The sequence below is a fragment of the Acinetobacter wanghuae genome (genome assembly GCF_009557235.1).
GTDB classification, from domain to species: Bacteria; Pseudomonadota; Gammaproteobacteria; order Pseudomonadales; family Moraxellaceae; genus Acinetobacter; species Acinetobacter wanghuae.
Genome location: NZ_CP045650.1, coordinates 335,623 through 362,620, shown reverse-complemented (window position 1 = coordinate 362,620; position 26,998 = coordinate 335,623). Strand labels below are relative to the sequence as shown.

Sequence of the window (26,998 nt, the reverse complement as noted above, 5' to 3'; positions counted from 1 at the left end):
CTAATTTTAAGTGGATGACCATGAGTCGCGCCATATCGCATATTGATACCTTCCAAGGCTTAATTCTTGCCTTACAAACTTACTGGGCTGAACAAGGCTGCGTGATTTTGCAGCCTTACGATATGGAAATGGGTGCAGGGACATTCCACACTGCAACTTTCCTTCGTGCGCTTGGTCCTGAAACTTGGAACGCCGCTTACGTTCAACCGTCACGTCGTCCGAAAGATGGTCGTTATGGTGAAAACCCAAACCGTTTGCAACATTACTACCAATTCCAAGTGGTATTAAAGCCAAACCCAGACAACATTCAACAGTTGTATCTTGACTCGCTAAAAGCAATTGGCATTGACCCACTTGTACACGACATTCGTTTTGTCGAAGACAACTGGGAATCGCCAACACTTGGCGCTTGGGGTCTTGGTTGGGAAGTATGGCTAAACGGTATGGAAGTGACTCAGTTCACTTACTTCCAGCAAGTGGGCGGTGTTGAATGCTACCCTGTGACAGGTGAAATCACGTATGGTCTAGAACGTCTTGCAATGTACTTACAAGGTGTCGACTCTGTTTACGATTTGGTTTGGACAAAAGGTCAGTTCGGTACTGTGACGTATGGCGATGTGTTCCATCAAAATGAAGTGGAACAATCGACCTATAACTTCGAATATGCCAACGTTGAAAAAATGTTTGAATTGTTCGACTTCTACGAAGCTGAAGCAACGCGTTTGATTGACGCTGAACTTCCACTGCCTGCGTATGAGCAAGTGATTAAAGCATCACACAGCTTTAACTTACTTGATGCGCGTGGTGCAATTTCGGTGACTGAACGTCAACGTTATATTCTACGTGTACGTACTTTGGCGCGTGCGATTGCGCAAAGTTATGTGGCTGCACGTGCGAAGCTTGGCTTCCCTATGGCAGAACCTGAGCTACGTGACGAAGTGTTAGCGCAATTAAAAGCACAAGTTGAAGCCGAAGCAAAAGTTGAATCTAAGGAGAGCAAATAATGTCTAAACATACAGTATTGTTCGAATTAGGCTGTGAAGAACTTCCACCAAAAAGCTTAAAAAAATTACGTGATGCTTTACATGCTGAAACAGCAAAAGGCTTAAAAGATGCAGGCTTAACTTTCGATAGCATCGAAGCCTATGCAGCACCACGTCGTCTTGCACTTAAAATTGTCAATGTAGATGGCGCACAAGCAGACACACAAAAACGTTTTGATGGTCCTGCTAAACAAGCTGCGTTTGATGCGGAAGGCAAACCAACACGCGCTCTTGAAGGTTTTATGCGTGGTCAAGGCATTACGGTTGATCAAGTTTCAACGTTCCAAGCGGGTAAAGTTGAAAAAGTTTGCTACTTAAAAGATGTCAAAGGTCAAAGCCTTGATGTGCTTTTACCGCAAATTTTACAAGCAGCTTTAGACAACCTGCCAATCGCTAAACGTATGCGTTCTGCGGCAAGCCGTACTGAATTCGTACGTCCTGTAAAATGGGTGGTATTGCTAAAAGACAATGCTGTCATTGATGCAACGATTCAAGATCATAAAGCAGGTAACGTGACTTATGGTCACCGTTTCCATGCACCTGAAGCGATTACGTTAACGCATGCAGACGAATACTTAAGCAAGCTTAAAGCAGCGCACGTTGTGGCATCTTTTGAAGAACGCCAAGCGATGATTGACCAACAAGTCAAAGCGCTTGCTGATGAAGTCAATGCCATTGCAATCGTGCCTGCGGATCTTCGTGATGAAGTATCTGCCTTGGTTGAATGGCCTGTTGCACTTCGTGCCAGCTTCGAAGAACGTTTCCTTGCTGTACCGCAAGAAGCGTTAATTACCACCATGCAGGACAACCAAAAGTACTTCTGCTTAGTGAACAGCGACAATAAACTTCAACCATACTTCATTACTGTGTCAAACATTGAGTCGAAAGATCCGACACAAATTATTGAAGGTAACGAGAAAGTGGTTCGTCCACGTTTGTCGGATGCTGAATTCTTCTTCCTACAAGATCAAAAGCAACCGCTTGCATCGCGTAAAGAGAAATTGGCAAACATGGTGTTCCAAGCACAATTGGGTACATTGTGGGATAAATCACAACGTATTGCGAAATTGGCTGTTGAACTTGCCAAAATCACAGGTGCTAAAGCGGAAGACGCTGAAAAAGCTGCCCTGCTTGCAAAATGTGACTTAACTTCTGAATTAGTGGGTGAATTCCCTGAACTTCAAGGGATTGCAGGTACTTACTACGCACGTCTTGAAGGCGAAAATGATGAAGTTTCTGAGGCTTTAGGTGAGCAGTATTTACCTAAATTCGCAGGTGACGTTTTACCAAAAACCAAAACAGGTACTGCGGTTGCCCTTGCGGATCGTTTAGATACGTTGACTGGTATTTTTGGTATTGGTCAAGCGCCTACAGGTTCGAAAGACCCGTTTGCACTTCGTCGTTCTGCCATTGGTATTTTGCGTCTTGTGACTGAAAACGAGCTTGATGTTTCAATCGAAGATTTGATCAAACTTGCACTTGCTGCTTATGGCGATGTAATTAAAGATCACGACAAGACTTTGGCGGATGCGGTTGCATTCCTTGAAGGTCGTTACCGTGCGAAATACGAAGACCAAGGCGTTGCAGTTGATGTGATTCAAGCGGTTCAAGCGTTGTCACCAAAATCTCCACTTGATTTTGATAAGCGTGTGAATGCGGTGAATCACTTCCGTGACTTACCTGAAGCTGCCGCTCTTGCTGCTGCCAACAAGCGTGTTGCGAATATTCTTGCCAAAGAAGCTGCACCTGAAGGTGATGTGGTTGAAGCAAACTTAGTTGAAGATGCTGAAAAAGCATTGTTCGCTGAACTTGCGAAAGTTACACCAGTGGTTGAGCCGTTATTTGCTGCGAAAGACTACACTGCTGCATTGTCTGCTTTAGCTGCGCTACGTGCGCCTGTTGATGCGTTCTTTGACAGTGTAATGGTCATGGCTGATGATGCTAACCTAAAAGCAAACCGTTTACGTATGCTTGCTCAGCTTCGTGATTTGTTTACGAAAGTGGCCGATATTTCAGTGTTACAGCACTAAGAAATTTAGCTGATAAAAAAACCCGCTTTAGAGCGGGTTTTTTATTCCACAATAATAAGAATTAAAAATAAATATTTAATTTACATTAATTTTTTCTCATACAAATACTATACAATTCATTTTTTTATTTTGTTTTATTTGGGTATTAGGGATATGAAAAAACTTCTTTTAGCTACAACTTTTTCTATTATTGCGTTAACTCAAGTGGGTTGTTCTGCTGTAATGGCAGCCAAACAACCACCTAAAAAAGATATCTCAGTTATGGCATCAGGCATGCCACGTAGTGCGATTCTTGCTGAAATTGGTGCTCCAATTTCAAGTGAAGTTAAAGCTGGAAAACGTATAGATGTGTTCTCATTCAATCAAGGTTATAGCACGGCTAATCGCGTGAGTCGTACTTTACTCCACGGTTTAGCGGATGTAGCTACCGTTGGTTTATGGGAAATTGTTGCAACCCCTGCTGAAGCTGCTTTCGATGGTAAAAAAACTGCGTTTGAAATCACTTATGATGATAGTGATCGTGTTGAAAAAGTAATTAAACTTCAATAATTTTCAGCATACATTAATAAAAAACCCGCTTTAAAGCGGGTTTTTTATTAATCAATATTGAATTAACCAAATACACCTGTTTTTATTTTATGTTCAGCTTCTGACATTGAATATTTGTATACGACTTCTCCGTCAAACATCACGACCAATTGTTTTTTTGTTCCTGAAGCAGAACTGCCAAACCAATTCACAACGGGAATATAACTGACCGCATCAGCCGAAACATCTACGAATTCATAAGTCCAAATTTCTTTACCATTATCTGTAAATGTCGTTTTATCTGGGGAACCGAAAATCTTTCTAATTTCAGCTTTTGTCGTCTTATTTTCAATAATTTTTTGCTGTACTGTGCTTTCCGTTTCTTTCTTTAACATATGATTACCAGTCGTCATACATCCTGATAAGACTAAAACGGATACAAGGGCTACAGATATTATTTTTTTCATGATTAACTCTTATTAGTTTTTAAGTTACAAATTATAGATTAAATTTAAACCAAATTTCTATATAACTGTGCTTATTTATTTCAATTTTTCTCTAATTAAAATTTCGCTCTTTTGAAATCTTGTTTAACTTGAGAACTCTAGCCATTCACCTAGCAATTCCCTATACTCACCCTAACAACACTCAACAAGAAAGAATCTTATGAAATTGAAAGCTCTACTATTGACGGGTCTTGCAGGTATCGCTCTGACAGCTTGTACATCTGCCCCAACCATTCCACAAGTTGAAGCAGGCGTAATTCAAGCCGTTCAAAACCTTGATGTCTACCCACAAACCACCAACAACAAAGCAAAATTGACCAAATTTGCAGACAAATGCGTGATTGAATTTAGTGGCACAATGCAAGACAGCCGCGTGGTTGAACAATGGGCATTTAAAGGCTTAACCATTATGGATGCAGGCTCTGCGACATTCCTACGTGATGGCACAAGCTCAGCACAAAAATTTGACCTTTACGATGCCGAAGTACAGAAAAACTTCGTTGCACTGCGTAATGCGTTTGCGAAAGAAGCCGTTGCACAATGTGACTAAAGATCTTGCCCTAAGTCTCTAAAAGCTTAGGGCTTTCTTTTACCTAAAATTAAACACTTTCTGTTTTTAAGCCGATTAAACCTTTTAAAACAACCCAAACCATCAGAAAACAGCTCAGCAAATCCTTTGTTTTTACATCATTGCTCGCTACACTCAAAGTCAAACAAGATGGATAAACATCCTTTGAGGTATAGCAATATGACCATTAAAAAAATACTCATTTTAAGCAGCGCCCTGCTTTTCGCTTTGCCAACTTTGGCGCAAAGTGCGGAAACACCATCGCAAACGAAAGCATCAACCCCAATTAAACCCTACGGCGATAATCCGAATATCTTCCATGTATTTGGCTATAAAGCGCAGCAAGGCGTGATCAACGGCGTGGAAAAAGTCGATGAATTGGCAGGAAAAGGCATTTCAAAAGTGAAACCGAGTGTCGATCGTGTTTGGGGCAATACAAAATCAGCGACGTCTGACACCATTCAACAAGTCGACCAAGGCATGCAAAATGTCACCAAGCAAGCCAATCAAAAAATTCAAGACACCAAAGAAGTGATCACAGGCAAATCGACCGAGTCTGCACCAATTGTCTCTCAACCGTTGAGTGAACCTTCAAGTGCAACGCAAAATGTAACACCGCAGCAAAATGCAGGACAAAGTTCTGGTGCAACCAGTTACGCGGTGACTGATTTATAAAAAAAGCCCATGACGGGCTTTTTCTTCTTTCAAATTTTAGTTCACCTGACGAATCGGCTGCCCTGCTTTAAATGCGTCTACATTTTCAAGCATCTGATTCACAATACGTTGCCGCGCATCGCTACTTCCCCATGCATTATGCGGTGTCACAATTAAGTTTGGAATGGATGCATCGAGTAAGACATTGCCTGCGGTTGGTGGTTCAACTGTTAAAACATCGGTGGCTGCACCGGCAATTTGCCCACTTCGTAGTGCATTGACTAAAGCGACTTCATCGACAATACCACCACGCGCGCAGTTAATTAAAAATGCACTCGGTTTCATAGCTTCGAATTCAGCCGTACTCATCAGATGTTTTGTGTCTTCAGTCAAAGGACAATGCAAACTTAAAAAATCAACTTGAGATAAAAGCTCAGCAAATGGCACACGCGAAGCATCACTAGGTCGATTCGGTAGATTGCCCACTAAAACCTTCATCCCAAACGCTTCAGCGAGTTTTGCCACGGCGCGCCCGAGTTCGCCATAGCCAACAATGCCCAAAGTCTTGCCGGCAAGTTCCACAATCGGGGCATCAAGCAAACAAAATTGCGTGGCGTTTTGCCATTTTCCTGCCTGAATGTCTTTTTGATACGACACAAATGAGGTCGCTAAATTCAGCATCAGCATTAAAGTATGCTGTGCGACTGCAGAGGTGCCATACGCCTGACAATTACATACCACAATGCCACGCGCTTTTGCCGCAGTAAGGTCAACATTATTGGTACCTGTAGCCGAGATCAAAATCAATTTAAGGTGTGGGCATTGTTGAATAGTGGCAGCGTCAATCACGACTTTATTGGTCATGATGACATCAACATCACAGACTCGAGCGAGCACGTCCTGAGGATGAGTCGTTGGATATAACTGTAATTGCTCAAAAGCAGCGTGAAGTGCTTTAAAATCTAAGTCATTTTGATTTAAAGACGCATAATCTAAATAAACGGCTTGCACGACTGTCCCCTCATACTTGTTCTCTGATGTGCCATCATTTAAGACAAGTGATGAAGGGTTTTCAATCATTTTTGATTAAATCATGCAGGAAACACTAATCGACAGGTTTATCTAAATCATTACTGAGTGAACGTCGAATTTTATAGACGACATAGACTGTTAAGAACATTAAAAAAATAATAGATGCACTTAAGAAAATCACGACGGGATCCGTACTTTCTGCATGTGCCATCGTCGGTATTGCTAGACTCAGCATCAGACATGCGGTCATCATCTGTATCTGTGTAACTTGCATAAAACATATCTCCTCACTCGCAAAGCCATGAACTACGATATGATTGAAATTTATACCGTTAAGTCCATCTTATGCCAGCAAGGATATATGTCAAGCTATTGTTTTTTAGATATATTTATCGTTAATTAAGTTCAGTCCGCGTCACAAAGTGCGAATTTTTGTCACTCGTCTCGACAAAACGAGCACCGCCAAATTCATCCGTTGTTAAGTTCAATTGTTTATAACTAAACATATAGTGCTGCTCATAGCGTTTCACTAAAATCGGATGCATTCCCACAGACAGCGCGTCCTGTTCTTTCATGAGTTTCATGATATGTCGATCATTCATGACCACTAAATAGCGCTCGTCATTCAGCATAATATTCAGCAAGCCATTGCCTTTGGCATAAATGGGAATTAGAAATTTATGATTGAGCGCAATTGCACCATCGGCATAACTTTCAAGCTTTTGACTAATCACATTAAAGACCAGTCCATGCCCGTGCGCATCAAGAAGTAATTGACGATTTTCTTGCGGTAAATTGACCTGAATACCCAGTTTCATCAAATCATGTTGATCGACTTGTTTATTACGCATTAGCTCACGCAAAATCAACTGCTTTTGGTTCGCATCAAAAAACTGTGCATCGAGTGAGAGATCATTGTGCTTTAAAATTTTTGCCAATGCTCCGCGATGTCTTGGCAATAAATTTTCAATCACTTTGCGATAGTAAAACTTACTGTTCTTTTTGACTCGACGCATTTTTTGGTAGAAATAAGTTGCGTCAAATTCGTGGGTTAAAAAGTCATTTACCAACTCCGAACTTGCCAATACAGCAATAGCATCATGTCCGGTAAAGGGTAAATTCAACACATGATGTTCAGGTAAGACCTGTTTTAACTGCACATAATGCGCATGGTCTTCCGCATAATGCGGATCATAGACAATAATATATTCACGTGCAGCACTCACATCCTCTGCGGTAATACGCATCTGTGTATTATGCTCTGCTTGATAGAACATATTGTAACGCGCGTCATATACGTCATTCGGGTCAATGGAATACTGCGGCACCATCGCCACCACACGTTGCACATCAAGCGCATTGGAGTATTTAATAGCAGCATAGCCACCCATCGAACCACCATAGGCAATACGCGCTTTAAATGGTGCAATCAAATCACGGACAGCAGCTAACATGTTCCACATGGAACCTTGCGGAAACCATGATTTTTGCTTGGGCATAATCCCCAACACATTAAAGTCAAACTTTTGTAGTGACTTCTCTGCATTAATATTCAGACCTTTCGCACGGGTAATTAAATCGCCAAAAGAGAAAATAAGCGCTGAAGATGATCCCGGCAAAAAAATTGCACGTATATGTTCATCTTCAAAAACAATGTGTTTGTCCATAATATACCCGTGTTTGTGAATCAACCCTTTCACAACAATTTTGTGAGTCAAGCATGCAAATTAAGATGTGCTATTTTATAGTTTAGAAAAATTTTAAACAGCATAAAATATGACACATTCCATCCATCCGTCTGCAAAACAGGGATTTAGCGCATCGGCTGAACTCTATCAATGTGTTCGACCGAATTATCCTGAGCAGATTGTGGCATATTTAAAATCGCGGCTAAATTTAAGCCCCAAAGCGCATCTGCTTGATTTGGGCACAGGAACAGGAAAATTCCTGCCCTATTTAAAACAGCTGAGCCATCATATCATTGCAGTAGATCCAATCGCTGAAATGTTAGCTCAACTTAAATTTGCCCATCCCGATATAGAAGCCGTACAAGGCAGTAGTGATCATCTGAGTCTGGCAAATGAAAGCGTTGATGCCGTTTTTTGCGCGCAGTCTTTTCATTGGTTTGCCAATATCAACAGTTTGCAAGAAATTGATCGTGTGCTCAAACCCGACGGCTGTTTGGTTCTTATTTGGAATCAACGCGATACTAATATTGATTGGGTCAAGGCGTTGGCGAATGAAATTGCACCCTTTGAAGGTGATACTCCACGCTACCATACTGGGTTATGGCGTAAAGCTTTTGATGGCCAAGATGTGTTCACACTCACACATGAAACGATCATGCCCTTTGTCCATTCAGGCACAGTTGAAAATGTGGTTGCCAAGCGACTCCTTTCGACCAGTTTTATCGCTAAAATGTCCACCTCAAAGCAACAAGAATTGAAACAACGATTCGAAGCTATTGTGCAAAATTACACAGCAAAAACACCGCAAGATTTGATTGATTTCCCCTATCAGACACATGTCTATATCTTTGCTAAGATGAATCATCTTTCTCACACAATGGACTGACACATGCACACACCTGAATATTTTAAACGTGGTTTACTGGTTGCACTGGTTTCAGGACTAATGGCATGTGACCAAAAAGTCCCGACCGAAAGCAAACCGAGTCAAGACAATGCCGCTGCCGAACAGATCATGAAAGAACTCAAAGGCGAAGGTATTCGTGAATTTGCGAAAACAGCAAACGATACTCATGACATTAATGTGCTGAGTGATTATGAAGATCGTTTTGAAATGATGAGCAGCGAGCTTGAAAACGAATTGGTTAAACTCCAACAAGACGGCGAACTCGATGATGCCTTTGTCCTGCAACGCCAAAAAGATCTGACGTTATCGGCTTTAAATATGCTGAAAGATCTTGAACTCAAAACTGAGCAAGGTCGTTATATTCAAGGGCTGTATTATCATTATTGGGAACAGCAACAACAGCTTTTAGCGAAGGATCAAACGCAAATGGATAAGAAAAGCCAAGCCAGTCAAAGCATGAAAGGTTTAGCACAGTATTTGCAGGCGCAAGAACAGTTAGAGCATTGGCGCACAGAATATCCTAAAGCCAAATAATCATGTTCTCATCAGTAAAAAAGGACGCTTTAGCGCCCTTTTTTATGAACTTAGATTAGCATTTGAATTGCAACACCATGTTGTTGCCATAATACCTGACTCGGACTTTTAAAGCCGAGTCTTTTTCTTGGACGATGATTGATACGGTCTGTTATTTCTGAGATATATTCATCGGTATACTGATTTAAGTCACTTCCTTTTCTAATGTATTGTCTGACTAAGCCGTTGGTATTTTCATTCGTACCTCGTTGCCAAGCGCTATAAGGATCTGCGAAATACCAATCTATTTCTAATGCTTGAGCAGCATATTCATGCAGACTAAATTCCTTACCATTATCTGCGGTAATTGTTTTGAGTTGATGCTTAATTGGCTCAAGTAAACTGATCGTTGTTTGGCAAACTTCTTCTGCTTTGCGTGAGCTACACTTCTTCAACCACAAATAACCTGTCTTGCGATCGACAATTGAGACCAATGATTGCTGATGATTTTTACCCACAATCGTATCTATATCTAGATCACCAAAACGATGACGCTGTTCAATCTCAATCGGTCTATCATGAATGCTTTTACGATTAGCCAGCTGACCACGAGTTTCAGGAGAGCCATATTTCCTCTTTCTTTGATTTCTGAAACGTAGATGATGAAAGAGAGTACCGCCCTTATTCTTATCCTGTCGTATTAAGCGATAAATTGAATGCAGGCTAACTGAAACACGAGATGCAATCTGTTCAGGACTCCATTGAAGTTCAAGATAAAAGATGACATGTGCCCATATTTCATCAGGGATTCTTTTAGGATTGGAGCAATGGCGTCTTCGAGCGAGTTTACTGGCATGCTTAGCGAAATAACCATTTCTAGCTCGATTACGATTGATTTCTCTAGAAATAGTAGAAGGTGAACGATTCAGTCTCCAAGCAATATAACGTTTAGAAAATCCTTCACGTAACAATGTAAAAATCTGATATCTTTCTTCTTGAGTAAGATGGGTATAGTTCATGATGCAACTTTGACTTTGGTCGGTCGGAAGCAAAATGCTAGCTCATCTTGCTTCTTTCCAATAATTTAATCTCTGTTGCACTTCATTTGAGAATCTAAGGAATATAAAAATCTTATTTTTGCTTTAAATAATCGTGTACACCTTGGCCTGCTGCACGTCCTGTAGCAAAACAAGCCGTTAGTAAATAGCCACCAGTGGGCGCATCCCAATCGAGCATTTCCCCACACATAAACACATAGGGATTGGTCTTTAATTGTAGTTGCGTGCTGAGCGCCATTTGTTTTACACCACCGGCACAGCTAATCGCTTCTTCAATTGGGCGAAAGCCTGTCAGGTTTAAACATAGGGCTTTCGCGCGTGCTGCTAAAGCTTGTGGTTGTTGCCATATGGACTTTGCCACCAATTCACGAATGAGCGCGGCTTTCGCGCCATCTAAACCGGCTTTACGCCAGACATTGCTGAGTGACTGCTTTTTACTGGGTTGCAGTTTTTTCGCAAGTTGTTCAACGGTTTGATCTGGAAATAAATCTAAAAACAACCGCATTGGCTGAGCACGTTTCACTTGCTCACGTAAGCCACGCCCTTGTTTATAAATCAAACCACTTTCAAGACCATAATGACTAATCACGATATCACCCATGGTTTTCTCGCCGCCCTCAACCCACGCATCTACACGTTTAAGCGGTTGACCAAACACAGGCTGCATAAACGTCGACCATGGATATTCCACACCGGCATTGCTCGCTTGAAACGGTTCAATCTCATTGGTATCAAGCCATGACTGCCATTTGCCATCACTACCGAGTTTTGACCACGATACCGCACCACATGCCAAGACAATGGCATCGAACGTTTCAGTTCGGGCAGTATTATTTTTAAGATCGCGTAATACCAGTTGATTTGTACTTAAATGCTCAACCTGATGACGATAATGAAACTGAATGCCCTGTGCTGCTAAGCGTGTGAGCCATGCGCGAAGCAACGGTGCTGCCTTCATTTCGGTCGGAAAGACACGACCCGATGATCCAATATACGGCTCAATGCCCAACTCTTGCATCCAATTTTGAACCCAAGTGGCATCCCATTGTTTAATCCAAGGCGCAAGCCAATCGACTTGATCATAACGCTGTACAAATTGCTCAATAGGCTCAGCATGCGAAATATTTAAGCCTGTTTTACCCGCCATTAAGAACTTACGTGCAGCTGAAGGTTTTTGCTCGTAAACATGCACTTCATAGGCAAATTGACTAAGGACTTCTGCAGCCATTAACCCCGCAGGTCCTGCACCGACAATCGCGATTCGTTTACTCATGACTTATTCCGAAGCCACACTATTTTGACCTTGCAAGGGCTGGAAATCATCAAAACGTGTCGCATAACCTTCAGGCTTGCGAATAATCAGCTGTTGACACAATTCGCCACGCTCTAAATACTTAATTTCAAAATGCGTGCGTGCTGAATCTTGCGCAATGACTTCTTTGACATAAGGCAAATTCCACAAATCTTTGACTTGTTGTTCTGCTTCATCAATATATTCAGGAATGTTACTGGCTAGAGTAATCGTGCCGCCCGTTTTTAAACGCGACAATAAAAACTCAAAGAACGGCATATTTGCCCAACGCTGCGCAGGATTATGCGGCTCAGGATTCGGATACAAAATAAAGAACTGCTCGACTTGGGCAGGATATAAGGCATGTACTACCCAAGGTAATGCATCAGCATGTACCGTTTGTAAATTGGTTTGACCTTCAATCGCATGCTGTTTTTGCATCGCGATAAATTTTTCGCGAGTACGTTCAACCGCAATTAATTTTTGCTCAGGGTTATTTTGGCTAAACAACAACGCGTGTTTACCCTTACCTGCTCCAATTTCAACACAAATCGGTTCAGGAGCAATGCTTTTAAAATCACGAGGGGCGTGCATACGCTGCGCTTGAAATTGACGAATCGGCATAATCAGATCAAACTAATGAAAAACCGCACAAGTCTAACAAGTGCGGCTATATTTGCCTAATTGAATCCTTAAATTTTCGTTGGAGTGCTGTCAATGTCGACCACCATCACTTGTCCACGTTGCGCTGAACTGACCACTTGGGAAAATAATCCTTTTCGTCCGTTTTGTTCAGAACGCTGCAAAATGCTCGACTTTGGCGCATGGGCGAATGAAGAATTTAAACTTCCAACCCAAGATGCACCGCAAGCCGATGGCGGTTCGGAAGAAGACCAATATTAATAGTCAACACAATGAAAAAAGGAATCCGAATGGATTCCTTTTTTCATACATTGAATAAGATTAGCCCGCTTTGCTCGCAACAAAGGGATTATGCTTTTTCTCAAAACCAATGGTGCTGATAGGACCGTGACCAGAAATAAACTGTGTTTCATCAGGCAAGCTAAAGCATTCACGTTGAATCGAATCTAACAGTTGTTGATGATCTCCACGCGGGAAATCGGTACGACCAATCGAACCTTTAAACAAAACATCGCCTGTCCACAACAAACCATATTTTTTGTTATAGAACATGACATGTCCTGGGGTATGTCCCGGTGCAAAGCGCACTTCAAATTCTTCATCGCCAAGCTTTAATACTTCCCCACCCTCAAGCCATTCGGTTACTTCAACCTTTTCAGGAATAGGAAAACCATAACGTGCAGAGGCTTCTTGAATCATGTCCAACCAAAATGCATCTTCTTTATGCGGACCAATGACTGGCACGTTCCACAGTTTAGTCAATGCACCCACTGCGCCTGCATGATCCAAATGCCCATGGGTCAGCCACAAAGCTTTGACATTTAAACCAAGCGCTTCAACTTCGGCTTGCAGTTTTTCAGGTTCACCACCCGCATCAATCAAAATCGCATCTTTACTGTCGTCATCCCATAAAATAGAACAGTTTTGCTGAAAAGCAGTCACAGGAACAATTTTGACTTGTAGCATGAGTGATTTAACCCTTAGGCAGAATGAGCCAATGTTTTGGTAAGTGCATCAAGATTAGCTTGAAGTAAATGATTGAGCAATTCTAAATGGTCATCACGGGTATTTAATGCCGGAATATAACTGTACTGTTCACCACCGAGCGATGTAAAAAGCTCAGCATTTTGCAGTGCTAATTCTTCAAGCGTTTCCAAACAATCCGCTGAGAATGCAGGACTCATGACTTGAATCGATTTCACCCCTTCTGCTGCCCATTCGCGAATAGTGGCTTCAGTGTACGGTTTCACCCATTCCTGCTTACCAAACCGTGATTGGAAACTTGTCGTGTATTGATCTTCAGTTAAACCTAAGGCTTCTGCCACTAGTTTTCCTGTGATGCGACAACGATCAGCATAAGGATCACCTTTGTCTGCATAAGGCTGCGGAATACCATGGAAGGACATCAATAACTTTTCAGGCTGACCATGAATGGCTTGATAATCACGCACACTTTGTGCCAAAGACTGAATATAAAGTGGATGCTGATAATAATCACGAATAAACGTTAAACCCGGCAAATTACGCTGTTTCAGCACCCATTTTGACATGGCATCGAAGAGTGGAGCAGTCGAGGTCGCTGAATACTGCGGGAACAATGGCAATAAAATCACATGATCGGCAGGTTGTTCAGACAACTGGTTGAGTACTTGTTGAATGTTCGGATTACCATAGGTCATGGCAGGCACGACATTCAGCTCTAAATGCGGATATTGCGAAGTGAGCTGCGTCTGAACAGATTGAACTTGCTGCAGTAAAATTTCACGCATGGGTGAGTCACTACCCCAGACTTGTGCATACGCATGCGCCACACGCTTCGGACGAAACGGTAAAACAAACAATCTTAAAATGATTTGCCACAAGGGTTTCGGCAGCTCAATGACCCGCTGATCAGAAAGAAATTGCTCCAAAAAGCGACGTACCGCAGGCACTGTAGGCTCATCTGGCGTGCCCAAGTTGGCTAAAACAATGGTGACTTTGGGTTTAGCGTGATTCAGCATTCAGCGTATCCGTTTGGGTATCAACTGCTTTACTTTAACAGCTTTCTTTGGGTACGTAATATGGATTAATACGCTGACTTAAATTGAGTAATACGATCTGCATCGAGTAAATTACTGTCCATCAGCTTTGAGGCTTTATTGGTAATCTGCCAAAGCATGCGCTGACGATCGTCTCGGCCACTTGGCATAATCCAGTCATTTTGACGCATTTGCATTTTCAGGCTATGCAGCGCACGAATATTCATTTGAGCACGCGCCACCGCATGCGCACGCGGCATCTGAATCCGTGCATCCTCTAAACCGACTTCATTCAAATATTCGTTCATACGTTTTGAGAAGAACTCTTCTGGCGTTGGATTAACAAAGGTTGAACCCAATACGCTCAACAACTGTGCCCATGTCAATTGTTTCTGAATTTTAAGCTCTTTGAAATTACCATCTTGATAGGCATGTAAACGGTATTCAAAAGAAAAAACTTCATGCATCGAGACTTTAGGCAAGCTCAAGAAAGGATCCACTTGTCGATTGCCGACTTCAGCTTCAAGCTGTCTATTTTTCGCTTTGAGTTGATCAATTTCATCGTGTAAAGACTGGGAATTTTGTGGACGTACCCAACCGGTTACAGGGTAACGCTCTAACATTTGTGGCATATTCAAACGAACCGCCATTTCTAAATCACGTAGCGTTCGATAGCTAAAGACTTGATCGACATCGGTTTGTAGGAGTTTACGGAATTCTTGGAATTTTTCGCGTAGCTGTGGTGTTGCATCATGCAAAGATGGATCACGCGCTTCAGGATCGCTATGCATAAAGACAATTACTGGTTTTTGCTTAGTCACTGCATAGATGTATTCGAGATGCATATAGCCAACACCCGACACCGATTGTTCACCATACTGGCTGCCAAGCAAAATTACCACATAATCACAGTCATCAATTTGACGACGCGCAAATGCCGTACTAAGTGGGGTTCGCTGTTCTAAGCCCCATGAGAAAAAGCCCATACCGACCAAAGTTTGTGACAGCACGATTCGTTCTGGCTGCATCTCGCTTCCAGAGGTCGTTATAAACACTTGATAACGTTTATCGAGCATGGTGATCCTCTTCTACTGCACACCCATAACCGCCCTAGGCTAGATCTAGCCTGCGCTGTATGTGATGCTTCCCCGATTTATAAGAAAAAATCTTACTATAAAATAATGTCTCTGATTTTTAGTCAGATGACTGATCAACTTCAATATTGGCAACAGACCATGTTAAATCACTCGGTATCATGCGTGATAAAACAGGCTGTAATTGTTCAGCATTTTGACCACTGACAAAGAGTCGAATTTTTAAATCATCCTGACGCTGATATTCAAATAATAACTCATTTTTGATCAAAATACGGGCTGTTTGTCTTGCAACCGCCAATCCTGAGTCAATTAATGTCAGCTTATGACCAAAAATATACTGAATTGACGTTTTTAGAAAGGGGTAATGTGTGCATCCTAAAACCAAGTAATCGGCACCCGCATCGACCACAGGCTGTAAAATCTCAGTTAAAGTCGCAAGGCAAGCCGGGCTCATTTGCTCGCCCGCTTCGACAAAAGGCACGAGATCAAGACAAGTGACTGGAATTACATTGACACTCGCAGGTTCTGCAAAGCGTGTCATCACATCTTTAATGAGTTTACCGCGAAATGTTGCAGGCGTTGCGAGTACAGCAACGGTTTTAGATTGAGTGTTCAATACCGCAGGTTTTAACGCGGGTACTAAGCCAATAATGGGGAAATCTGCGCCATAATGTTCACGCAAATAGTCCAAACTAAATGCAGATGCGGTATTACACGCCACCACTGCCACTTTACAGCCTTGACGGTATAACCATTCAATCGCATGAGCCGTTAAATGCCGAATCTCACGATCTTCACGTGGTCCATACGGCACGTGTTCAGTATCTGCATAATAAATAAAGCGTTCATTCGGTAAATATTTGGCAATTTCCAACGCCACAGATAAGCCACCAACACCCGAGTCAAAAATACCGATCGGCGCATCAATACTCGCCTTTGGCATTTGGTTGGTCATTTCGGAAATGGGATGAATAGCGCTCATAATTGTGCTTGGATTCAGTTGAAAATTATGTTCGACAAAGCTTAAACCTCAGGTGCCTAAATGCAAGTCTAAATCGCCACTTTTCAGGCTTAAAACGGTTTCACCTTGTGCATTTTCACTGAGCTCCCCCATCTCGACCAAATGCAAAAATGCAGCACGTTGAATCACGGCATTAATGCCAAAGCGTACATGGACATAAGGACGTAATTCATCCTTAAATGGACGCATGAAAATCGGATGCTCAGCATCAACAATAATTAAATCTTGCGTGGTGCTTTTCAGTTGTAAATAGGTTTTGCCTTCAATGTCGATCTGATCGACCTGATTCACAAACAACGGTTCGTCTTCAACCTCAATCTCGATCTGTTCAACAGGCGTTTTTAAATAAAATGTGTCGTCTTCTTTCCAAAGCACGGTTGCAAACAGATCAATCATGGCTTGTCGCTTGATCAATTGACCTTCGTGCCACCATTCTCCATTGGCTAAAACCTTTAAATCAATTGTGCCACAATGCTTTGGCTGCCATTGGTCCAAAGGTGGTATTGACCTTTTGTGACTGCCCTGTGCATCCTTTAAGTATTGTGCAATGCTGCTTAAATTTTTATGATCAGCACTCGCTACTTTTTTCGTCGGATTTTTACTGATTGTTGGCTTATCCATAGTAGAAGACCTTAATGACGGAAAAATAATATGTTTCAGCCAATTGGCTAAAACTGGGTTTAAAACTATACTAGCCCACATGACGAAAGACACTAGCATAATTGTGTCTAGGAATTAAGCATACTCATGGCAGCACCCAATCATCCGATTATGGTTGCCACCGAATAGAAATATGAGGAGTCCGACATGGAGCACATCGAACGTGAATCGATGGAGTTTGACGTAGTTATTGTAGGTGCAGGCCCTGCCGGTCTCTCTGCTGCGATTAAAATTCGTCAACTTGCAATTGAAAACAACTTAAATGATTTGTCGGTTTGTGTCGTAGAAAAAGGTTCCGAAGTCGGTGCGCATATTCTGTCGGGTGCAGTCTTAGAGCCTCGTGCAATCAATGAATTATTCCCTGACTGGAAAGAACAAGGTGCACCTTTAAATGTGCCTGTGACCGAAGACAAAACTTACTTCCTGCTTTCGGATGAAAAATCACAAGAAGCGCCACATTGGATGGTGCCAAAAACCATGCACAATGATGGCAACTATGTCATTTCACTCGGTAACGTGGTTCGTTGGTTAGGAACTAAAGCTGAAGAGCTTGAAGTATCCATTTTCCCAGGATTTGCTGCATCAGAAATTCTTTACCATGAAGATGGTTCAGTCAAAGGCATTCAAACTGGTGACATGGGCATTGGTAAAGATGGCGAACCAACCCATAACTTTACCCCAGGTTATGAACTCCATGCGAAATACACCATTTTCGCTGAAGGTTGTCGTGGTCACCTTGGTAAACGCCTGATTCAAAAATTCAATTTAGACAAAGATGCTGACCCACAGCACTACGGTATTGGCATCAAAGAGCTTTGGGAAATTGATCCTGCAAAACATAAACCAGGTTTGGTGATGCACGGTGCAGGTTGGCCTTTAAGTGAAACCGGTTCTTCAGGCGGTTGGTGGTTATACCACGCTGAAAACAACCAAGTGACCTTGGGGATGATTGTCGATTTATCGTATACCAATCCACACATGTATCCATTCATGGAAATGCAACGTTGGAAAACCCATCCTTTAATTAAGCAATACTTGGAAGGTGGTAAACGTATTTCTTATGGTGCGCGTGCAGTGACCAAAGGTGGTTTTAACTCATTGCCTAAATTCACCTTCCCAGGTGGCTCTTTAATTGGTGATGATGCAGGCTTCCTGAACTTCGCCAAAATCAAAGGCTCACACACAGCAATGAAATCGGGCATGCTTTGTGGTGAAGCCGTGTTTGAAGCGATTGCTGCTGGTGTTGAAAAAGGCGGTGATCTTGCTGTTGCGCGTGTGACTGAAGGCGAAGACTTCTTTGTAAAAGAATTGACAGCATATACAGACAAATTTAACAACAGCTGGCTGAAAGAAGAGTTATATAACTCACGTAACTTTGGTCCTGCAATGCACAAGTTTGGTCAATGGATGGGGGGTGCATTCAACTTTATCGATCAAAATGTCTTTAAAGTACCATTCACATTACATGACTTAGTGCCTGACTTTAGTGCACTTAAAACTGTAGATGCTGAAAGCTTCAAGCCAAACTATCCAAAACCAGATGGCAAACTGACCTTTGACCGTTTGTCTTCAGTGTTTGTATCGAATACGGTGCACGAAGAAAACCAACCTGCGCATTTGAAACTGACTGATCCTTCAATTCCAGTTAATGTAAACCTACCAAAATGGGATGAGCCTGCACAGCGCTACTGCCCTGCGGGTGTTTACGAGATCATGGAAGAGAATGACGGTTCAAAACGCTTCCAAATTAATGCTGCAAACTGCGTGCACTGTAAGACTTGTGATATTAAAGATCCATCACAGAACATCACCTGGGTCGTGCCTGAGGGTGCGGGTGGTCCTAATTACCCGAATATGTAATTTGAATTCAACTGAAGGTAATATTTGATTCTCTTCAGATTCAAATCAAAAAAATCCCTGCCAAGTGCAGGGATTTTTTATGAATTAATTCTAGGCTTAGCCTTTCTGCACCAAATAATGGAATTCTTTATTGCCACTGTCATCAAGGACTTCTTCTTGCAGCAATAATTCATGCCCCAAGTGCATACAAAATTTTGGAATATCCCAAGACGTAGAATTGTCCGTCGCAAAAATTTCAACGACATCACCTGACTTCGATTTACGAATGGCTTGATGTAACATCATGACGGGTTCAGGACAACGTAAACCACGTGTATTTAACTGAATGCTTGGCTTAATCTCTTGCTCAGACATGCCCTAACTCAAATGACTAAATCAGCCTTATTTTAACATAACTGACTCAATTTGGACTTTGCAATCCGAGCTTTACATATAGCGCTAAATGAAGCAGATCGCTTTGTTTAAAATTCAAGCATTATCGTTTTATTTAGGCTGAATGCATAAGTCATCGAAACTCCGACGTTAATCAGTGGACAAGCGTATTTTCTACGGTATGATTAAAATTAAATTTTTATGATCAAGAGTGTTTAGGAAACATCATGCACGAGGAATCAGGCCCGTCGTGGGGCATGCGCGGTTTACGAAAATGGTTAGGAACTGCACCAGAAACCCGCGATGAACTGCTAAAACTAGTACAAGATTCACGTCGTTTTTTAGAACCCGATACAGTTGCCATGCTAGAAGGCGTATTAGACCTTCCTGCGACCAAAATTCGTGAAGTGATGACGCCTCGCACGTCAATGATTAGCTTGCAAGAAGATGACCAATTACTGGATATTCTTCATGTTTTAGTTGAATCAGCACATTCACGTTTTCCCGTATTTTCATCAGACCAACCTGATACCGTTGTCGGTATTTTGCTTGCCAAAGACTTATTGCCGTTCTTAACTGAACCGACCAGCAAGGTCGATATTTGTCTGCTCATGCGTCAGCCGTTGTTTGTGCCAGAAAGTGCGCGCTCAGATCAAGTTTTACGTATGCTAAAAAATACGCAAACGCACATTGCAGTTGTGATTGATGAATACGGTTCAACCTCAGGTCTAGTGACACTCGAAGATATTTTGGAAGAAATTGTCGGCGAAATTGAAGATGAACACGACAATGCCGATGAAGAAGCTCAATTCATCGTTCCTGATGAAAATCCAAAAACAGCCAATACTTGGATCGTTCAAGCCTTAACACCGATTGAGCATTTCAATAGCTTACTTGAAACCAACTTCCCCGATGATGAAGTTGAAACCATGGGTGGCTTACTCATGCAAGAAATTGGTTTGGTGAATGATCTGGAAGGTCAAGTGATTGAATTAGAAGACTGGACCTTTACCATTCTCGAGGCAGATGCACGTTCAATCCATCTGATTCGAGCTGTGCGCCAATGAGAGCCTATTTCGATAAACTGCTCAATCCAGCCCAAGGACAAAAACCTGTCGCACTGATTTATCCGCTGCTGATTGCGTTATTTGCTGGGGCAGTGTTTAGTTTTAGCTTAGCGCCCTATCATTATTGGTGGCTCGCGATTTTATCACCGGCATTACTGTACGCATGTTTGCGTCAGCGTAGTCCAAAACAAGCCTTTGCCATTGGTTTGGCGTATGGCATTGGTTTATGGTTTGTCGGTGCATTTTGGCTATATACCTCAATCCATGTCTACGGTGATACCAATGCATTTTTAAGTGTGTTGATGATTCTGATCATGGCTGTGATTATGGGGCTGTTCAGCGCAGTTCAGACCTTTGTTTATCGTCGTTTTTTCCCAGAAACACCGCTCACATTTGCACCGCTTTGGGTATTGTTTGAATGGGCAAAAACGTGGGTATTTACCGGTTTCCCATGGCTCTTTGCAGGGTATGCCTTTACTGAACGCTTTTTAGATGGCTATGCCCCCTTATTTGGGGTATTTGGCGTTTCATTTGTCGTGATTGTATTGGCATGTGCTCTCGTTGAAGTCCTCAATAAACGTATTTTTTGGCTTATTCCATCCGCAGTGCTTGTGCTTGGTGCATGGGGTGCAGCGCAATTTGAATTCGTTGAGCAAAAATCTGAAAAGCCACTTCGTGTTTCCCTCATTCAAGGTAATATTCCGCAAGACCTGAAATGGTTGACCGAATATCAAATGAAAACCTTATTCATTTATGCCAATTTGAGCAAAACTGAATGGGGACGTGATCTGATTGTTTGGCCAGAATCTTCAATTCCGATGTTCCAAACCGACATTCAGCCTTTCCTTGATACGATGCGTGTGCAAGCCAAAAAATCGGGTACTGCTTGGGTTACAGGTATTCCCTATTGGGATCAGCAGGAATCTAAAGCCACAGGTCAAGCGATGTTTTATAACAGCATCATGGCGAGTGGTGATGAATCCAGTGGCTTGTATAAAAAACAACGTTTAGTACCGTTTGGGGAATATATTCCACTCTCTGGTTTATTGCGTTGGGTTTTACCTGCTTTGCAAAATGACCCATCCATGAGTGGATTCTCACGCGGTGATAGCGATCAAAAACCGCTGAACGTGAAAAATCATGCGTTAGGCTCTGCCATTTGTTATGAAGTCGCTTATCCAAATTTAACTCGTCGTAATGCTAGCCAAAGTGATTTCTTAGTGACCGTGTCAAATGATGCATGGTTTACAGGCACGGCTGGACCTTTACAACATTTACAGATGGTACAAATGCGTGCCAAAGAAAATGGACGTTGGTTCATTCGTGCAACCAATACGGGTGTGACCGCCTTTATTGATCATCATGGGCATATTGTGAAACAAGCCCCAATGGACAAAGAAGCAGTGCTACGTGGTGAACTCCCTGCTATGCAAGGACAAACCCTGTATATGCGCTTAAGCGATTGGCCAGTACTCATTGTGTCAGTGTTGTTGTTATTACTTGGTTGGCGCTTCCGTCCACGTAAAGTGAATGTAGCGTTTAAATCAAGACGGTAATATCTCTCAAAGTCCCCCTTTAATCAAAGGGGGATTTAGGGGGATTCAGTTCATCAATCCCTCCTAACCTCCCTTTCTTAAAGGGAGGAATAAAAAGAGGCAATAAAAAACCGAGGTCAATGCCTCGGCTTTTTTTCATCTAAATTTTAAAATTGTGTCGCGATATAAGACAGCATGGCTGCAAATGATAACATCGGCACATAACGATACATGCGTACTATGCTTTGCTCAAATGTAGATGCACCCTCTTGTTGAATATGCAGAATCGTGGCTTTCAGCGCAGACCAAAAACATAGAACAAATAAACTGCTCATCATAGTCAAGGCAAAAAATCCAACCATAATTTGGCTGCTACCTTCGGTGGTCTGCCACACATGCAAAATCGCTTGGCTCAAAGGTAAAATGCTTAACACCAAAAGAACAGATTTCAGCATTGACCAATGAAATTGATGAATTTCATCCGACAAAATCACTGCTTTCATATCTCTCTCCTTGGGTGTAGCACATACCATAAAGATCATTATGAGCAATTTATTTTAAATAGAAAGACTATATTCGTTCATCATTTACAAGAATTGTAATCAATACATATGGGAATAATTCTTATTATAAATCTCATATTGTTATTATTATTTGATATTTTTATTTTTCAGCTACTTAGATTATATTTGATAATTAAGATCTATTATCACTTCACTTCGTATTAAACCAATAAACTGAGTGAAGTGATATATGACTTTAATGTAAATAAATAATGATTCTCAATTAAGGTTTAAAATAAATATCAGCATCCGTACCTTCACCACCTGACTGTCCATCTGCGCCAAATGAATATAAATCAAATGCACGACCTTCAGTACCCGGCATTACATATTGAAGCTCATTATCCCAACTATCTTTCGGATAACCGCCTTTTACATAACCACCTGGCAACCAATTTTTCGCTGAAGCGGGTTGATTAACCAGCGCATCCAAACCGCCTTCTTGCATGGTTGGATATTTGCCGTTGTCGAGTTTATATTGATCCAATGAGCCAGCAATACTTTGCAATTTAATAACTGTCGTATCGACTTTGGCTTTTTCACCACGTCCCATCACATTCGGAACGATTAACGCAGCCAAGACCCCTAAGATGACAATTACGACCATCACTTCAATTAAGGTAAAGCCAGACTGTTTTTTTAATCGGTTGTGTTGCATTGCACATCTCTCATTCATATATGTCTATTGCGGGAGCCATTCCCATATTTCATTATTAGCAAGTTTCGCAGATTTAAATCAATGGTTTGACGACTTAAATCATATTATTCATATTTACAATCGGCAGCATGACCGCAATAACAATGACTAAAACAATGCTCGCCATCAACACCAACATTAACGGTTCAAGCAACGCCAATAAAGTCGAAATTAAGGTCGTCACTTCACGATCTTGCATATCTGATGAGCGTTGCAACATGCGATCCAACTCACCCGATGCCTCGCCACTTTTAATCATTTGTACCATCATCGGTGGAAAATAACCACTGCGCTCCAATTGGCTAGCAAGGTTGCCACCTTCCGTGACTTTTTCAGCAGCAATATTCACAGCATCACGGATGACCCAGTTATTACTCACTGCTGCACCAATTTTCAATGCATCCACCAAAGGCACGCCCGATTGCGTCAAAATGGACAAAGTACTGGCAAAACGAGCCGCATTAATACCGCGTGATAACTTACCAAACAAAGGCAACTTCAGAGTTAAACGGTCAAATGAATAATGCCCCGCTGTAGTTCTTAAAAACCGAACCAAGAGGAAAATACCCAAGCCCGTGCCAATCAGTAAAAATGGCCAAGCCACGCGAATAAAATCACTGGCTTTCATTAATGCAACGGTAATCCACGGCAAGGCATCTTTACTTTGATCAAAGGTTTTCACGATATCCGGTACAACATAGGTCATGAGCCCCATCACAATCGCAAATGCCATCAGCATTAAAATAATTGGATAGACCATCGCACCTTGAATCTTTTTCTGCATGGCAAAACGGTTTTCGGTGTAGTCTGCCAATTGATCTAAAATTAAATCTAAATGACCTGAACGCTCACCAGCTGCAATGGTTGCACCGTACAAATCAGGAAAACGTCCTGACTGTTGTAAGGCACTTGCCAAAGAATGCCCTTCCATGACACGTGAACGTACTGACATGAGTAGGTTCTGCACATGCACTTTTTCACTTTGTTTACCGACGGCACGAATGGCTTCTTCTAAAGGAATACCTGCAGCGACCAACACAGATAATTGACGGGTCATTAAAGCCAAATCATAGGCGGTCATGCTTTTTTTGAACCAACGCGGTTGGTCGTGTTTATCTTTTTTTTCGACAGGATCGACTGATACAGGAATCAGCGCTTTATCCCTTAACTGTTGACGTATTTGACGGGCGGAATCCCCTTCTAATACACCTTTTTGCTGCTTCCCTGAAGCATCAAGTGCAGTAAACTGATATGCAGGCATTGTAATGCTCTAATTTTCCAAAATTTCGCGAAACGCTGTTGCGTCTGACCACCGAAATCATTCATATTCTAAGATATAAAGATTCAAATCACTCTATCATAAGTGAACGTTTATCTCGACGAAATTTCATCAGGACAACTTTCTCGCTCTATGCCAAATTCTATCGACAGTTCAGCTCTCTTATACCGTGTTCGCGTTGCTGTTCCTGTTTATCTATTTGATTGTTTTGACTACCTACTCAGTCAGCAACAATATGAGCAAGCGGAAGTCGGTGCTCGGGTCGCCGTGTCTTTTGGTCGGCAAAATTTAGTCGGCATCATTATGCAAAAGTTGCCGCTTGATGAACCGCTAGACCCACGTTTTAAACTCAAAAATATTAGCGAACTGTTGGATGATCGCGCCATTATTGATGAGACAGTATTGAATTTACTGAAATGGTCAGCCCAATATTATCAATTCCCGATTGGTGAAGTGGTACATAGTGCATTACCGACCTTATTGCGCCAAGGAAAACCCTATAATTTACTGGCGCGTACATGGAAGCTTTTGGATATGAATGCCGAAAGCAAAGTACGCCGTTCGGAAAAACAACAAGATGCTTATAAAGTTTTAAAGCTGCATCCGGTCGGTACAGCGGAAAATATTTTAAATATGGCAGGCATTGAAACCGCGACCTTAAAAGCACTCGCTAAAAAAGAGATTTGTGAATGTGTACTTGAGCCGCAAGATTTTAGCCCGCAAGTGGTACAGATGGCACAAATGCCGCTCAGCGCCAATGAAGAACAAAAACGTGCCATTGCTCAAGTCCTTAAATTTAAAAATAAATATCAAGCTTTTCTGCTCGATGGCTTAACGGGTAGTGGTAAAACTGAAGTGTATTTACAGATCATGGAACAGGTGCTGAAACAAGGCAAGCAAGTCCTTGTTTTAGTCCCTGAAATTGGTCTGACACCGCAAACCATTAGTCGCTTCCAATCACGTTTCCACTGTCATATTGCACTGCTGCATTCAGGTTTAAATGACAGTAAACGCCTACAAGCATGGCAAGCAGCGGAAACAGGTAAAGCATCCATTGTTTTAGGTACGCGTTCTGCTATTTATACGCCAATGCCTCATCTTGGACTGATCATCCTCGATGAGGAACACGATTTGTCCTTTAAACAACAAGAAGGGTTCCGCTATCACGCACGTGATGTGGCATTGTATCGTGCGCATTTACAACAATGTCCTGTAGTGTTAGGTTCTGCCACGCCTAGCATCGATAGTTTTGCTTTGGTCGAAAATGGCAAAATGCAATCGCTTGAATTGAATCAACGTGCAGGTTCGGCACTCATGCCCAAGATCCATATTTTGGATTTGAAAGTTGCGCAAAAGCAGCATGGTATTAGTCTCTTGCTGATTCAAGAAATTCAAAAACGTTTAGAGCGTAAAGAACAAGTCTTAGTCTTTCTAAACCGTCGCGGTTATGCACCGGTACTTATTTGCGATAGTTGTGGTTGGCAAGCTCAGTGTCCACATTGCGATGCGAACTTTACCGTGCATCGTCAGCCTTATCAGCATTTGCATTGCCATCACTGCGGCACCATTCATCGGATGCCGGAGCATTGCCCAAGCTGCAATCACACCGAACTCAAACCACTGGGTATGGGCACAGCCAAAGTCGAAGAACATTTGAATGAACTATTCCCCGATCATGATGTGATTCGAGTCGATCGTGATTCGACCAGTCGGGTCGGCAGCTGGCAAAAAATTTATGACAAAATCCAAAAGAGCGAGCCGGCAATTTTACTGGGCACGCAGATGCTTGCAAAGGGTCACCATTTCCCGTATGTCACCTTGGTCGCAATTTTAGATATTGATTCAGGTTTACTCAGTGTCGACTTTCGAGCAACGGAACGCACCGCACAGTTGATTGTGCAGGTCTCAGGGCGTGCCGGTCGTGGTGAGCGTAAAGGCGATGTCTATTTACAAACCCTACGCCCCGATCATGCATTATTAAATACATTGGTTCAGGAAAATTATCGTACGTTTGCCAAACAAACTTTAAAAGAACGTCAAATTGCGATGATGCCACCGTTTCGATATGCAGCTTTAATTCGCTGTGAATCTAAGCAACAAAACTTAAATACCGACTTCCTGCAAAAACATGCAGCATTGCTACGTCAATATCCCGATTTAGCTTTGGATATTTGGGGACCCATTCCTGCCCCGATGGAACGTAAGGCAGGTCGCTACCAATCCCATATGGTGTTGCTATCTGCGAATCGTGCACGCTTACATTATTATTTAAAAGATTGGTGGCAAAACATGCTGAGCGATAAGCCCTCAACCATGAAATTAACCTTGGATATTGACCCACAAGAGTTAAGCTAATTTAGCAACCGCTT

28 protein-coding genes are annotated in these 26,998 nt (G+C 42.1%); 12 read left to right on the top strand and 16 right to left on the bottom strand.

Annotated features, from left to right (window positions below; genetic code table 11):
• Nucleotides 1-20: 20 nt before the first annotated feature.
• From glyQ to GFH30_RS01620, 3 genes are all read left to right on the top strand, one after another.
• Complete coding sequence (gene glyQ / locus GFH30_RS01630; protein ID WP_153370534.1) at nucleotides 21-1,004, top strand: glycine--tRNA ligase subunit alpha; 984 nt, start codon at nucleotides 21-23, stop codon at nucleotides 1,002-1,004.
• On the top strand, nucleotides 1,004-3,073 hold the full coding sequence (gene glyS, locus GFH30_RS01625) for a glycine--tRNA ligase subunit beta (protein WP_153370532.1): 2,070 nt from the start codon (nucleotides 1,004-1,006) through the stop codon (nucleotides 3,071-3,073). The genes glyQ and glyS overlap by 1 nt, the downstream gene beginning before the upstream one ends.
• 153 nt (nucleotides 3,074-3,226) lie before the next feature.
• Nucleotides 3,227-3,622: a hypothetical protein gene (locus tag GFH30_RS01620; protein ID WP_153370530.1), complete on the top strand. Its 396-nt coding sequence runs from the start codon at nucleotides 3,227-3,229 to the stop codon at nucleotides 3,620-3,622.
• A 62-nt stretch (nucleotides 3,623-3,684) separates the two neighbouring features.
• Here the strand turns inward: GFH30_RS01620 and GFH30_RS01615 are convergent, their stop codons facing one another.
• The gene (locus GFH30_RS01615) at nucleotides 3,685-4,068 is read right to left on the bottom strand and encodes a hypothetical protein (protein ID WP_153370528.1); all 384 of its coding nucleotides are present in this window, start codon (nucleotides 4,066-4,068) and stop codon (nucleotides 3,685-3,687) included.
• Between the two features lie 199 nt (nucleotides 4,069-4,267).
• Between GFH30_RS01615 and GFH30_RS01610 the strand changes: the two genes are divergently transcribed.
• Together GFH30_RS01610 and GFH30_RS01605 are read left to right on the top strand one after the other, a co-directional pair.
• Entirely contained in the window at nucleotides 4,268-4,657 is a 390-nt protein-coding gene (locus tag GFH30_RS01610) for a hypothetical protein (RefSeq protein WP_153370527.1), read from the top strand.
• Between the two features lie 198 nt (nucleotides 4,658-4,855).
• Nucleotides 4,856-5,350: a hypothetical protein gene (locus GFH30_RS01605; RefSeq protein WP_153370525.1), complete on the top strand. Its 495-nt coding sequence runs from the start codon at nucleotides 4,856-4,858 to the stop codon at nucleotides 5,348-5,350.
• A 36-nt stretch (nucleotides 5,351-5,386) separates the two neighbouring features.
• Here the strand turns inward: GFH30_RS01605 and GFH30_RS01600 are convergent, their stop codons facing one another.
• The 3 genes from GFH30_RS01600 to GFH30_RS01590 all read right to left on the bottom strand — a co-directional run bounded on the left by GFH30_RS01600 (nucleotide 5,387) and on the right by GFH30_RS01590 (nucleotide 8,028).
• A complete protein-coding gene (locus GFH30_RS01600; RefSeq protein WP_153370523.1) occupies nucleotides 5,387-6,340 on the bottom strand; it encodes a 2-hydroxyacid dehydrogenase in 954 nt (317 codons plus the stop codon).
• A gap of 94 nt (nucleotides 6,341-6,434) precedes the next feature.
• A complete protein-coding gene (locus GFH30_RS01595; protein ID WP_153370521.1) occupies nucleotides 6,435-6,635 on the bottom strand; it encodes a hypothetical protein in 201 nt (66 codons plus the stop codon).
• Between the two features lie 121 nt (nucleotides 6,636-6,756).
• Entirely contained in the window at nucleotides 6,757-8,028 is a 1,272-nt protein-coding gene (locus GFH30_RS01590) for a hypothetical protein (RefSeq protein ID WP_153370519.1), read from the bottom strand.
• A gap of 109 nt (nucleotides 8,029-8,137) precedes the next feature.
• Here GFH30_RS01590 and GFH30_RS01585 point away from each other — a divergent pair, with 109 nt between their 5' ends.
• Together GFH30_RS01585 and GFH30_RS01580 are read left to right on the top strand one after the other, a co-directional pair.
• The gene (locus tag GFH30_RS01585) at nucleotides 8,138-8,935 is read left to right on the top strand and encodes a class I SAM-dependent methyltransferase (RefSeq protein WP_153370517.1); all 798 of its coding nucleotides are present in this window, start codon (nucleotides 8,138-8,140) and stop codon (nucleotides 8,933-8,935) included.
• Nucleotides 8,936-8,938: 3 nt separating this feature from the next.
• A complete protein-coding gene (locus GFH30_RS01580; RefSeq protein ID WP_153370515.1) occupies nucleotides 8,939-9,490 on the top strand; it encodes a hypothetical protein in 552 nt (183 codons plus the stop codon).
• Nucleotides 9,491-9,540: 50 nt separating this feature from the next.
• On the opposite strand, the gene GFH30_RS01575 is transcribed toward GFH30_RS01580, so the two are convergent.
• The 3 genes from GFH30_RS01575 to GFH30_RS01565 form a co-directional block, all read right to left on the bottom strand.
• A complete protein-coding gene (locus tag GFH30_RS01575) occupies nucleotides 9,541-10,488 on the bottom strand; it encodes an IS30 family transposase (RefSeq protein WP_153370513.1) in 948 nt (315 codons plus the stop codon).
• Between the two features lie 112 nt (nucleotides 10,489-10,600).
• Nucleotides 10,601-11,800 (bottom strand): TIGR03862 family flavoprotein, encoded by a 1,200-nt coding sequence (locus GFH30_RS01570; protein ID WP_153370511.1) that lies wholly within the window; start codon nucleotides 11,798-11,800, stop codon nucleotides 10,601-10,603.
• Between the two features lie 3 nt (nucleotides 11,801-11,803).
• Complete coding sequence (locus tag GFH30_RS01565) at nucleotides 11,804-12,448, bottom strand: class I SAM-dependent methyltransferase (protein WP_171500984.1); 645 nt, start codon at nucleotides 12,446-12,448, stop codon at nucleotides 11,804-11,806.
• A gap of 87 nt (nucleotides 12,449-12,535) precedes the next feature.
• Between GFH30_RS01565 and GFH30_RS01560 the strand changes: the two genes are divergently transcribed.
• A complete protein-coding gene (locus GFH30_RS01560; RefSeq protein ID WP_153370507.1) occupies nucleotides 12,536-12,721 on the top strand; it encodes a DNA gyrase inhibitor YacG in 186 nt (61 codons plus the stop codon).
• Between the two features lie 60 nt (nucleotides 12,722-12,781).
• On the opposite strand, the gene GFH30_RS01555 is transcribed toward GFH30_RS01560, so the two are convergent.
• The 5 genes from GFH30_RS01555 to GFH30_RS01535 all read right to left on the bottom strand — a co-directional run bounded on the left by GFH30_RS01555 (nucleotide 12,782) and on the right by GFH30_RS01535 (nucleotide 17,217).
• The gene (locus GFH30_RS01555; RefSeq protein ID WP_153370505.1) at nucleotides 12,782-13,426 is read right to left on the bottom strand and encodes an MBL fold metallo-hydrolase; all 645 of its coding nucleotides are present in this window, start codon (nucleotides 13,424-13,426) and stop codon (nucleotides 12,782-12,784) included.
• Between the two features lie 14 nt (nucleotides 13,427-13,440).
• Nucleotides 13,441-14,460 (bottom strand): ferrochelatase, encoded by a 1,020-nt coding sequence (hemH, locus tag GFH30_RS01550; RefSeq protein ID WP_153370503.1) that lies wholly within the window; start codon nucleotides 14,458-14,460, stop codon nucleotides 13,441-13,443.
• A 65-nt stretch (nucleotides 14,461-14,525) separates the two neighbouring features.
• Nucleotides 14,526-15,554, bottom strand: a complete 1,029-nt coding sequence (locus GFH30_RS01545; protein WP_153370502.1) for a DUF4062 domain-containing protein — start codon at nucleotides 15,552-15,554, stop codon at nucleotides 14,526-14,528.
• Nucleotides 15,555-15,672: 118 nt separating this feature from the next.
• Nucleotides 15,673-16,557, bottom strand: coding sequence for a glutamate racemase (gene murI / locus GFH30_RS01540; protein WP_153370500.1), 885 nt, complete (start codon nucleotides 16,555-16,557; stop codon nucleotides 15,673-15,675).
• A gap of 48 nt (nucleotides 16,558-16,605) precedes the next feature.
• Nucleotides 16,606-17,217, bottom strand: a complete 612-nt coding sequence (locus tag GFH30_RS01535) for a DUF1285 domain-containing protein (protein ID WP_153370499.1) — start codon at nucleotides 17,215-17,217, stop codon at nucleotides 16,606-16,608.
• A gap of 186 nt (nucleotides 17,218-17,403) precedes the next feature.
• On the opposite strand from GFH30_RS01535, the gene GFH30_RS01530 reads away from it, so the two are divergent.
• Nucleotides 17,404-19,116 carry an electron transfer flavoprotein-ubiquinone oxidoreductase gene (locus GFH30_RS01530; RefSeq protein WP_153370497.1) on the top strand — a complete coding sequence of 571 codons (1,713 nt, stop codon included), beginning with the start codon at nucleotides 17,404-17,406 and terminating at the stop codon, nucleotides 19,114-19,116.
• Between the two features lie 96 nt (nucleotides 19,117-19,212).
• Here the strand turns inward: GFH30_RS01530 and tusA are convergent, their stop codons facing one another.
• Nucleotides 19,213-19,470, bottom strand: a complete 258-nt coding sequence (tusA, locus tag GFH30_RS01525; RefSeq protein WP_153370495.1) for a sulfurtransferase TusA — start codon at nucleotides 19,468-19,470, stop codon at nucleotides 19,213-19,215.
• A 245-nt stretch (nucleotides 19,471-19,715) separates the two neighbouring features.
• Here tusA and GFH30_RS01520 point away from each other — a divergent pair, with 245 nt between their 5' ends.
• Nucleotides 19,716-20,555 carry an HlyC/CorC family transporter gene (locus GFH30_RS01520; RefSeq protein ID WP_153370493.1) on the top strand — a complete coding sequence of 280 codons (840 nt, stop codon included), beginning with the start codon at nucleotides 19,716-19,718 and terminating at the stop codon, nucleotides 20,553-20,555.
• The gene (lnt, locus tag GFH30_RS01515; RefSeq protein ID WP_153370491.1) at nucleotides 20,552-22,111 is read left to right on the top strand and encodes an apolipoprotein N-acyltransferase; all 1,560 of its coding nucleotides are present in this window, start codon (nucleotides 20,552-20,554) and stop codon (nucleotides 22,109-22,111) included. Before GFH30_RS01520 ends, lnt begins: the two co-directional genes overlap by 4 nt.
• Before the next feature lie 146 nt (nucleotides 22,112-22,257).
• Here lnt and GFH30_RS01510 read toward each other — a convergent pair whose 3' ends face one another.
• The 3 genes from GFH30_RS01510 to gspF form a co-directional block, all read right to left on the bottom strand.
• Entirely contained in the window at nucleotides 22,258-22,593 is a 336-nt protein-coding gene (locus GFH30_RS01510; RefSeq protein WP_153370489.1) for a hypothetical protein, read from the bottom strand.
• A 283-nt stretch (nucleotides 22,594-22,876) separates the two neighbouring features.
• Entirely contained in the window at nucleotides 22,877-23,311 is a 435-nt protein-coding gene (gspG, locus tag GFH30_RS01505; RefSeq protein ID WP_153370487.1) for a type II secretion system major pseudopilin GspG, read from the bottom strand.
• Between the two features lie 94 nt (nucleotides 23,312-23,405).
• Nucleotides 23,406-24,611, bottom strand: a complete 1,206-nt coding sequence (gspF, locus tag GFH30_RS01500) for a type II secretion system inner membrane protein GspF (protein ID WP_153370485.1) — start codon at nucleotides 24,609-24,611, stop codon at nucleotides 23,406-23,408.
• Nucleotides 24,612-24,761: 150 nt separating this feature from the next.
• Between gspF and GFH30_RS01495 the strand changes: the two genes are divergently transcribed.
• Nucleotides 24,762-26,984, top strand: a complete 2,223-nt coding sequence (locus GFH30_RS01495; RefSeq protein ID WP_153373327.1) for a primosomal protein N' — start codon at nucleotides 24,762-24,764, stop codon at nucleotides 26,982-26,984.
• Nucleotides 26,985-26,998: the final 14 nt, after the last annotated feature.

Coding starts and splice junctions, on each gene's coding strand:
- glyQ (WP_153370534.1), top strand. CDS start 21: ATGAGTCGCGCCATATCGCATATTGATACCTTCCAAGGCTTAATTCTT.
- glyS (WP_153370532.1), top strand. CDS start 1,004: ATGTCTAAACATACAGTATTGTTCGAATTAGGCTGTGAAGAACTTCCA.
- GFH30_RS01620 (WP_153370530.1), top strand. CDS start 3,227: ATGAAAAAACTTCTTTTAGCTACAACTTTTTCTATTATTGCGTTAACT.
- GFH30_RS01615 (WP_153370528.1), bottom strand. CDS start 4,068: ATGAAAAAAATAATATCTGTAGCCCTTGTATCCGTTTTAGTCTTATCA.
- GFH30_RS01610 (WP_153370527.1), top strand. CDS start 4,268: ATGAAATTGAAAGCTCTACTATTGACGGGTCTTGCAGGTATCGCTCTG.
- GFH30_RS01605 (WP_153370525.1), top strand. CDS start 4,856: ATGACCATTAAAAAAATACTCATTTTAAGCAGCGCCCTGCTTTTCGCT.
- GFH30_RS01595 (WP_153370521.1), bottom strand. CDS start 6,635: ATGCAAGTTACACAGATACAGATGATGACCGCATGTCTGATGCTGAGT.
- GFH30_RS01590 (WP_153370519.1), bottom strand. CDS start 8,028: ATGGACAAACACATTGTTTTTGAAGATGAACATATACGTGCAATTTTT.
- GFH30_RS01585 (WP_153370517.1), top strand. CDS start 8,138: ATGACACATTCCATCCATCCGTCTGCAAAACAGGGATTTAGCGCATCG.
- GFH30_RS01580 (WP_153370515.1), top strand. CDS start 8,939: ATGCACACACCTGAATATTTTAAACGTGGTTTACTGGTTGCACTGGTT.
- GFH30_RS01575 (WP_153370513.1), bottom strand. CDS start 10,488: ATGAACTATACCCATCTTACTCAAGAAGAAAGATATCAGATTTTTACA.
- GFH30_RS01570 (WP_153370511.1), bottom strand. CDS start 11,800: ATGAGTAAACGAATCGCGATTGTCGGTGCAGGACCTGCGGGGTTAATG.
- GFH30_RS01560 (WP_153370507.1), top strand. CDS start 12,536: ATGTCGACCACCATCACTTGTCCACGTTGCGCTGAACTGACCACTTGG.
- GFH30_RS01555 (WP_153370505.1), bottom strand. CDS start 13,426: ATGCTACAAGTCAAAATTGTTCCTGTGACTGCTTTTCAGCAAAACTGT.
- hemH (WP_153370503.1), bottom strand. CDS start 14,460: ATGCTGAATCACGCTAAACCCAAAGTCACCATTGTTTTAGCCAACTTG.
- GFH30_RS01545 (WP_153370502.1), bottom strand. CDS start 15,554: ATGCTCGATAAACGTTATCAAGTGTTTATAACGACCTCTGGAAGCGAG.
- murI (WP_153370500.1), bottom strand. CDS start 16,557: ATGAGCGCTATTCATCCCATTTCCGAAATGACCAACCAAATGCCAAAG.
- GFH30_RS01535 (WP_153370499.1), bottom strand. CDS start 17,217: ATGGATAAGCCAACAATCAGTAAAAATCCGACGAAAAAAGTAGCGAGT.
- GFH30_RS01530 (WP_153370497.1), top strand. CDS start 17,404: ATGGAGCACATCGAACGTGAATCGATGGAGTTTGACGTAGTTATTGTA.
- tusA (WP_153370495.1), bottom strand. CDS start 19,470: ATGTCTGAGCAAGAGATTAAGCCAAGCATTCAGTTAAATACACGTGGT.
- GFH30_RS01520 (WP_153370493.1), top strand. CDS start 19,716: ATGCACGAGGAATCAGGCCCGTCGTGGGGCATGCGCGGTTTACGAAAA.
- lnt (WP_153370491.1), top strand. CDS start 20,552: ATGAGAGCCTATTTCGATAAACTGCTCAATCCAGCCCAAGGACAAAAA.
- GFH30_RS01510 (WP_153370489.1), bottom strand. CDS start 22,593: ATGAAAGCAGTGATTTTGTCGGATGAAATTCATCAATTTCATTGGTCA.
- gspG (WP_153370487.1), bottom strand. CDS start 23,311: ATGCAACACAACCGATTAAAAAAACAGTCTGGCTTTACCTTAATTGAA.
- gspF (WP_153370485.1), bottom strand. CDS start 24,611: ATGCCTGCATATCAGTTTACTGCACTTGATGCTTCAGGGAAGCAGCAA.
- GFH30_RS01495 (WP_153373327.1), top strand. CDS start 24,762: ATGCCAAATTCTATCGACAGTTCAGCTCTCTTATACCGTGTTCGCGTT.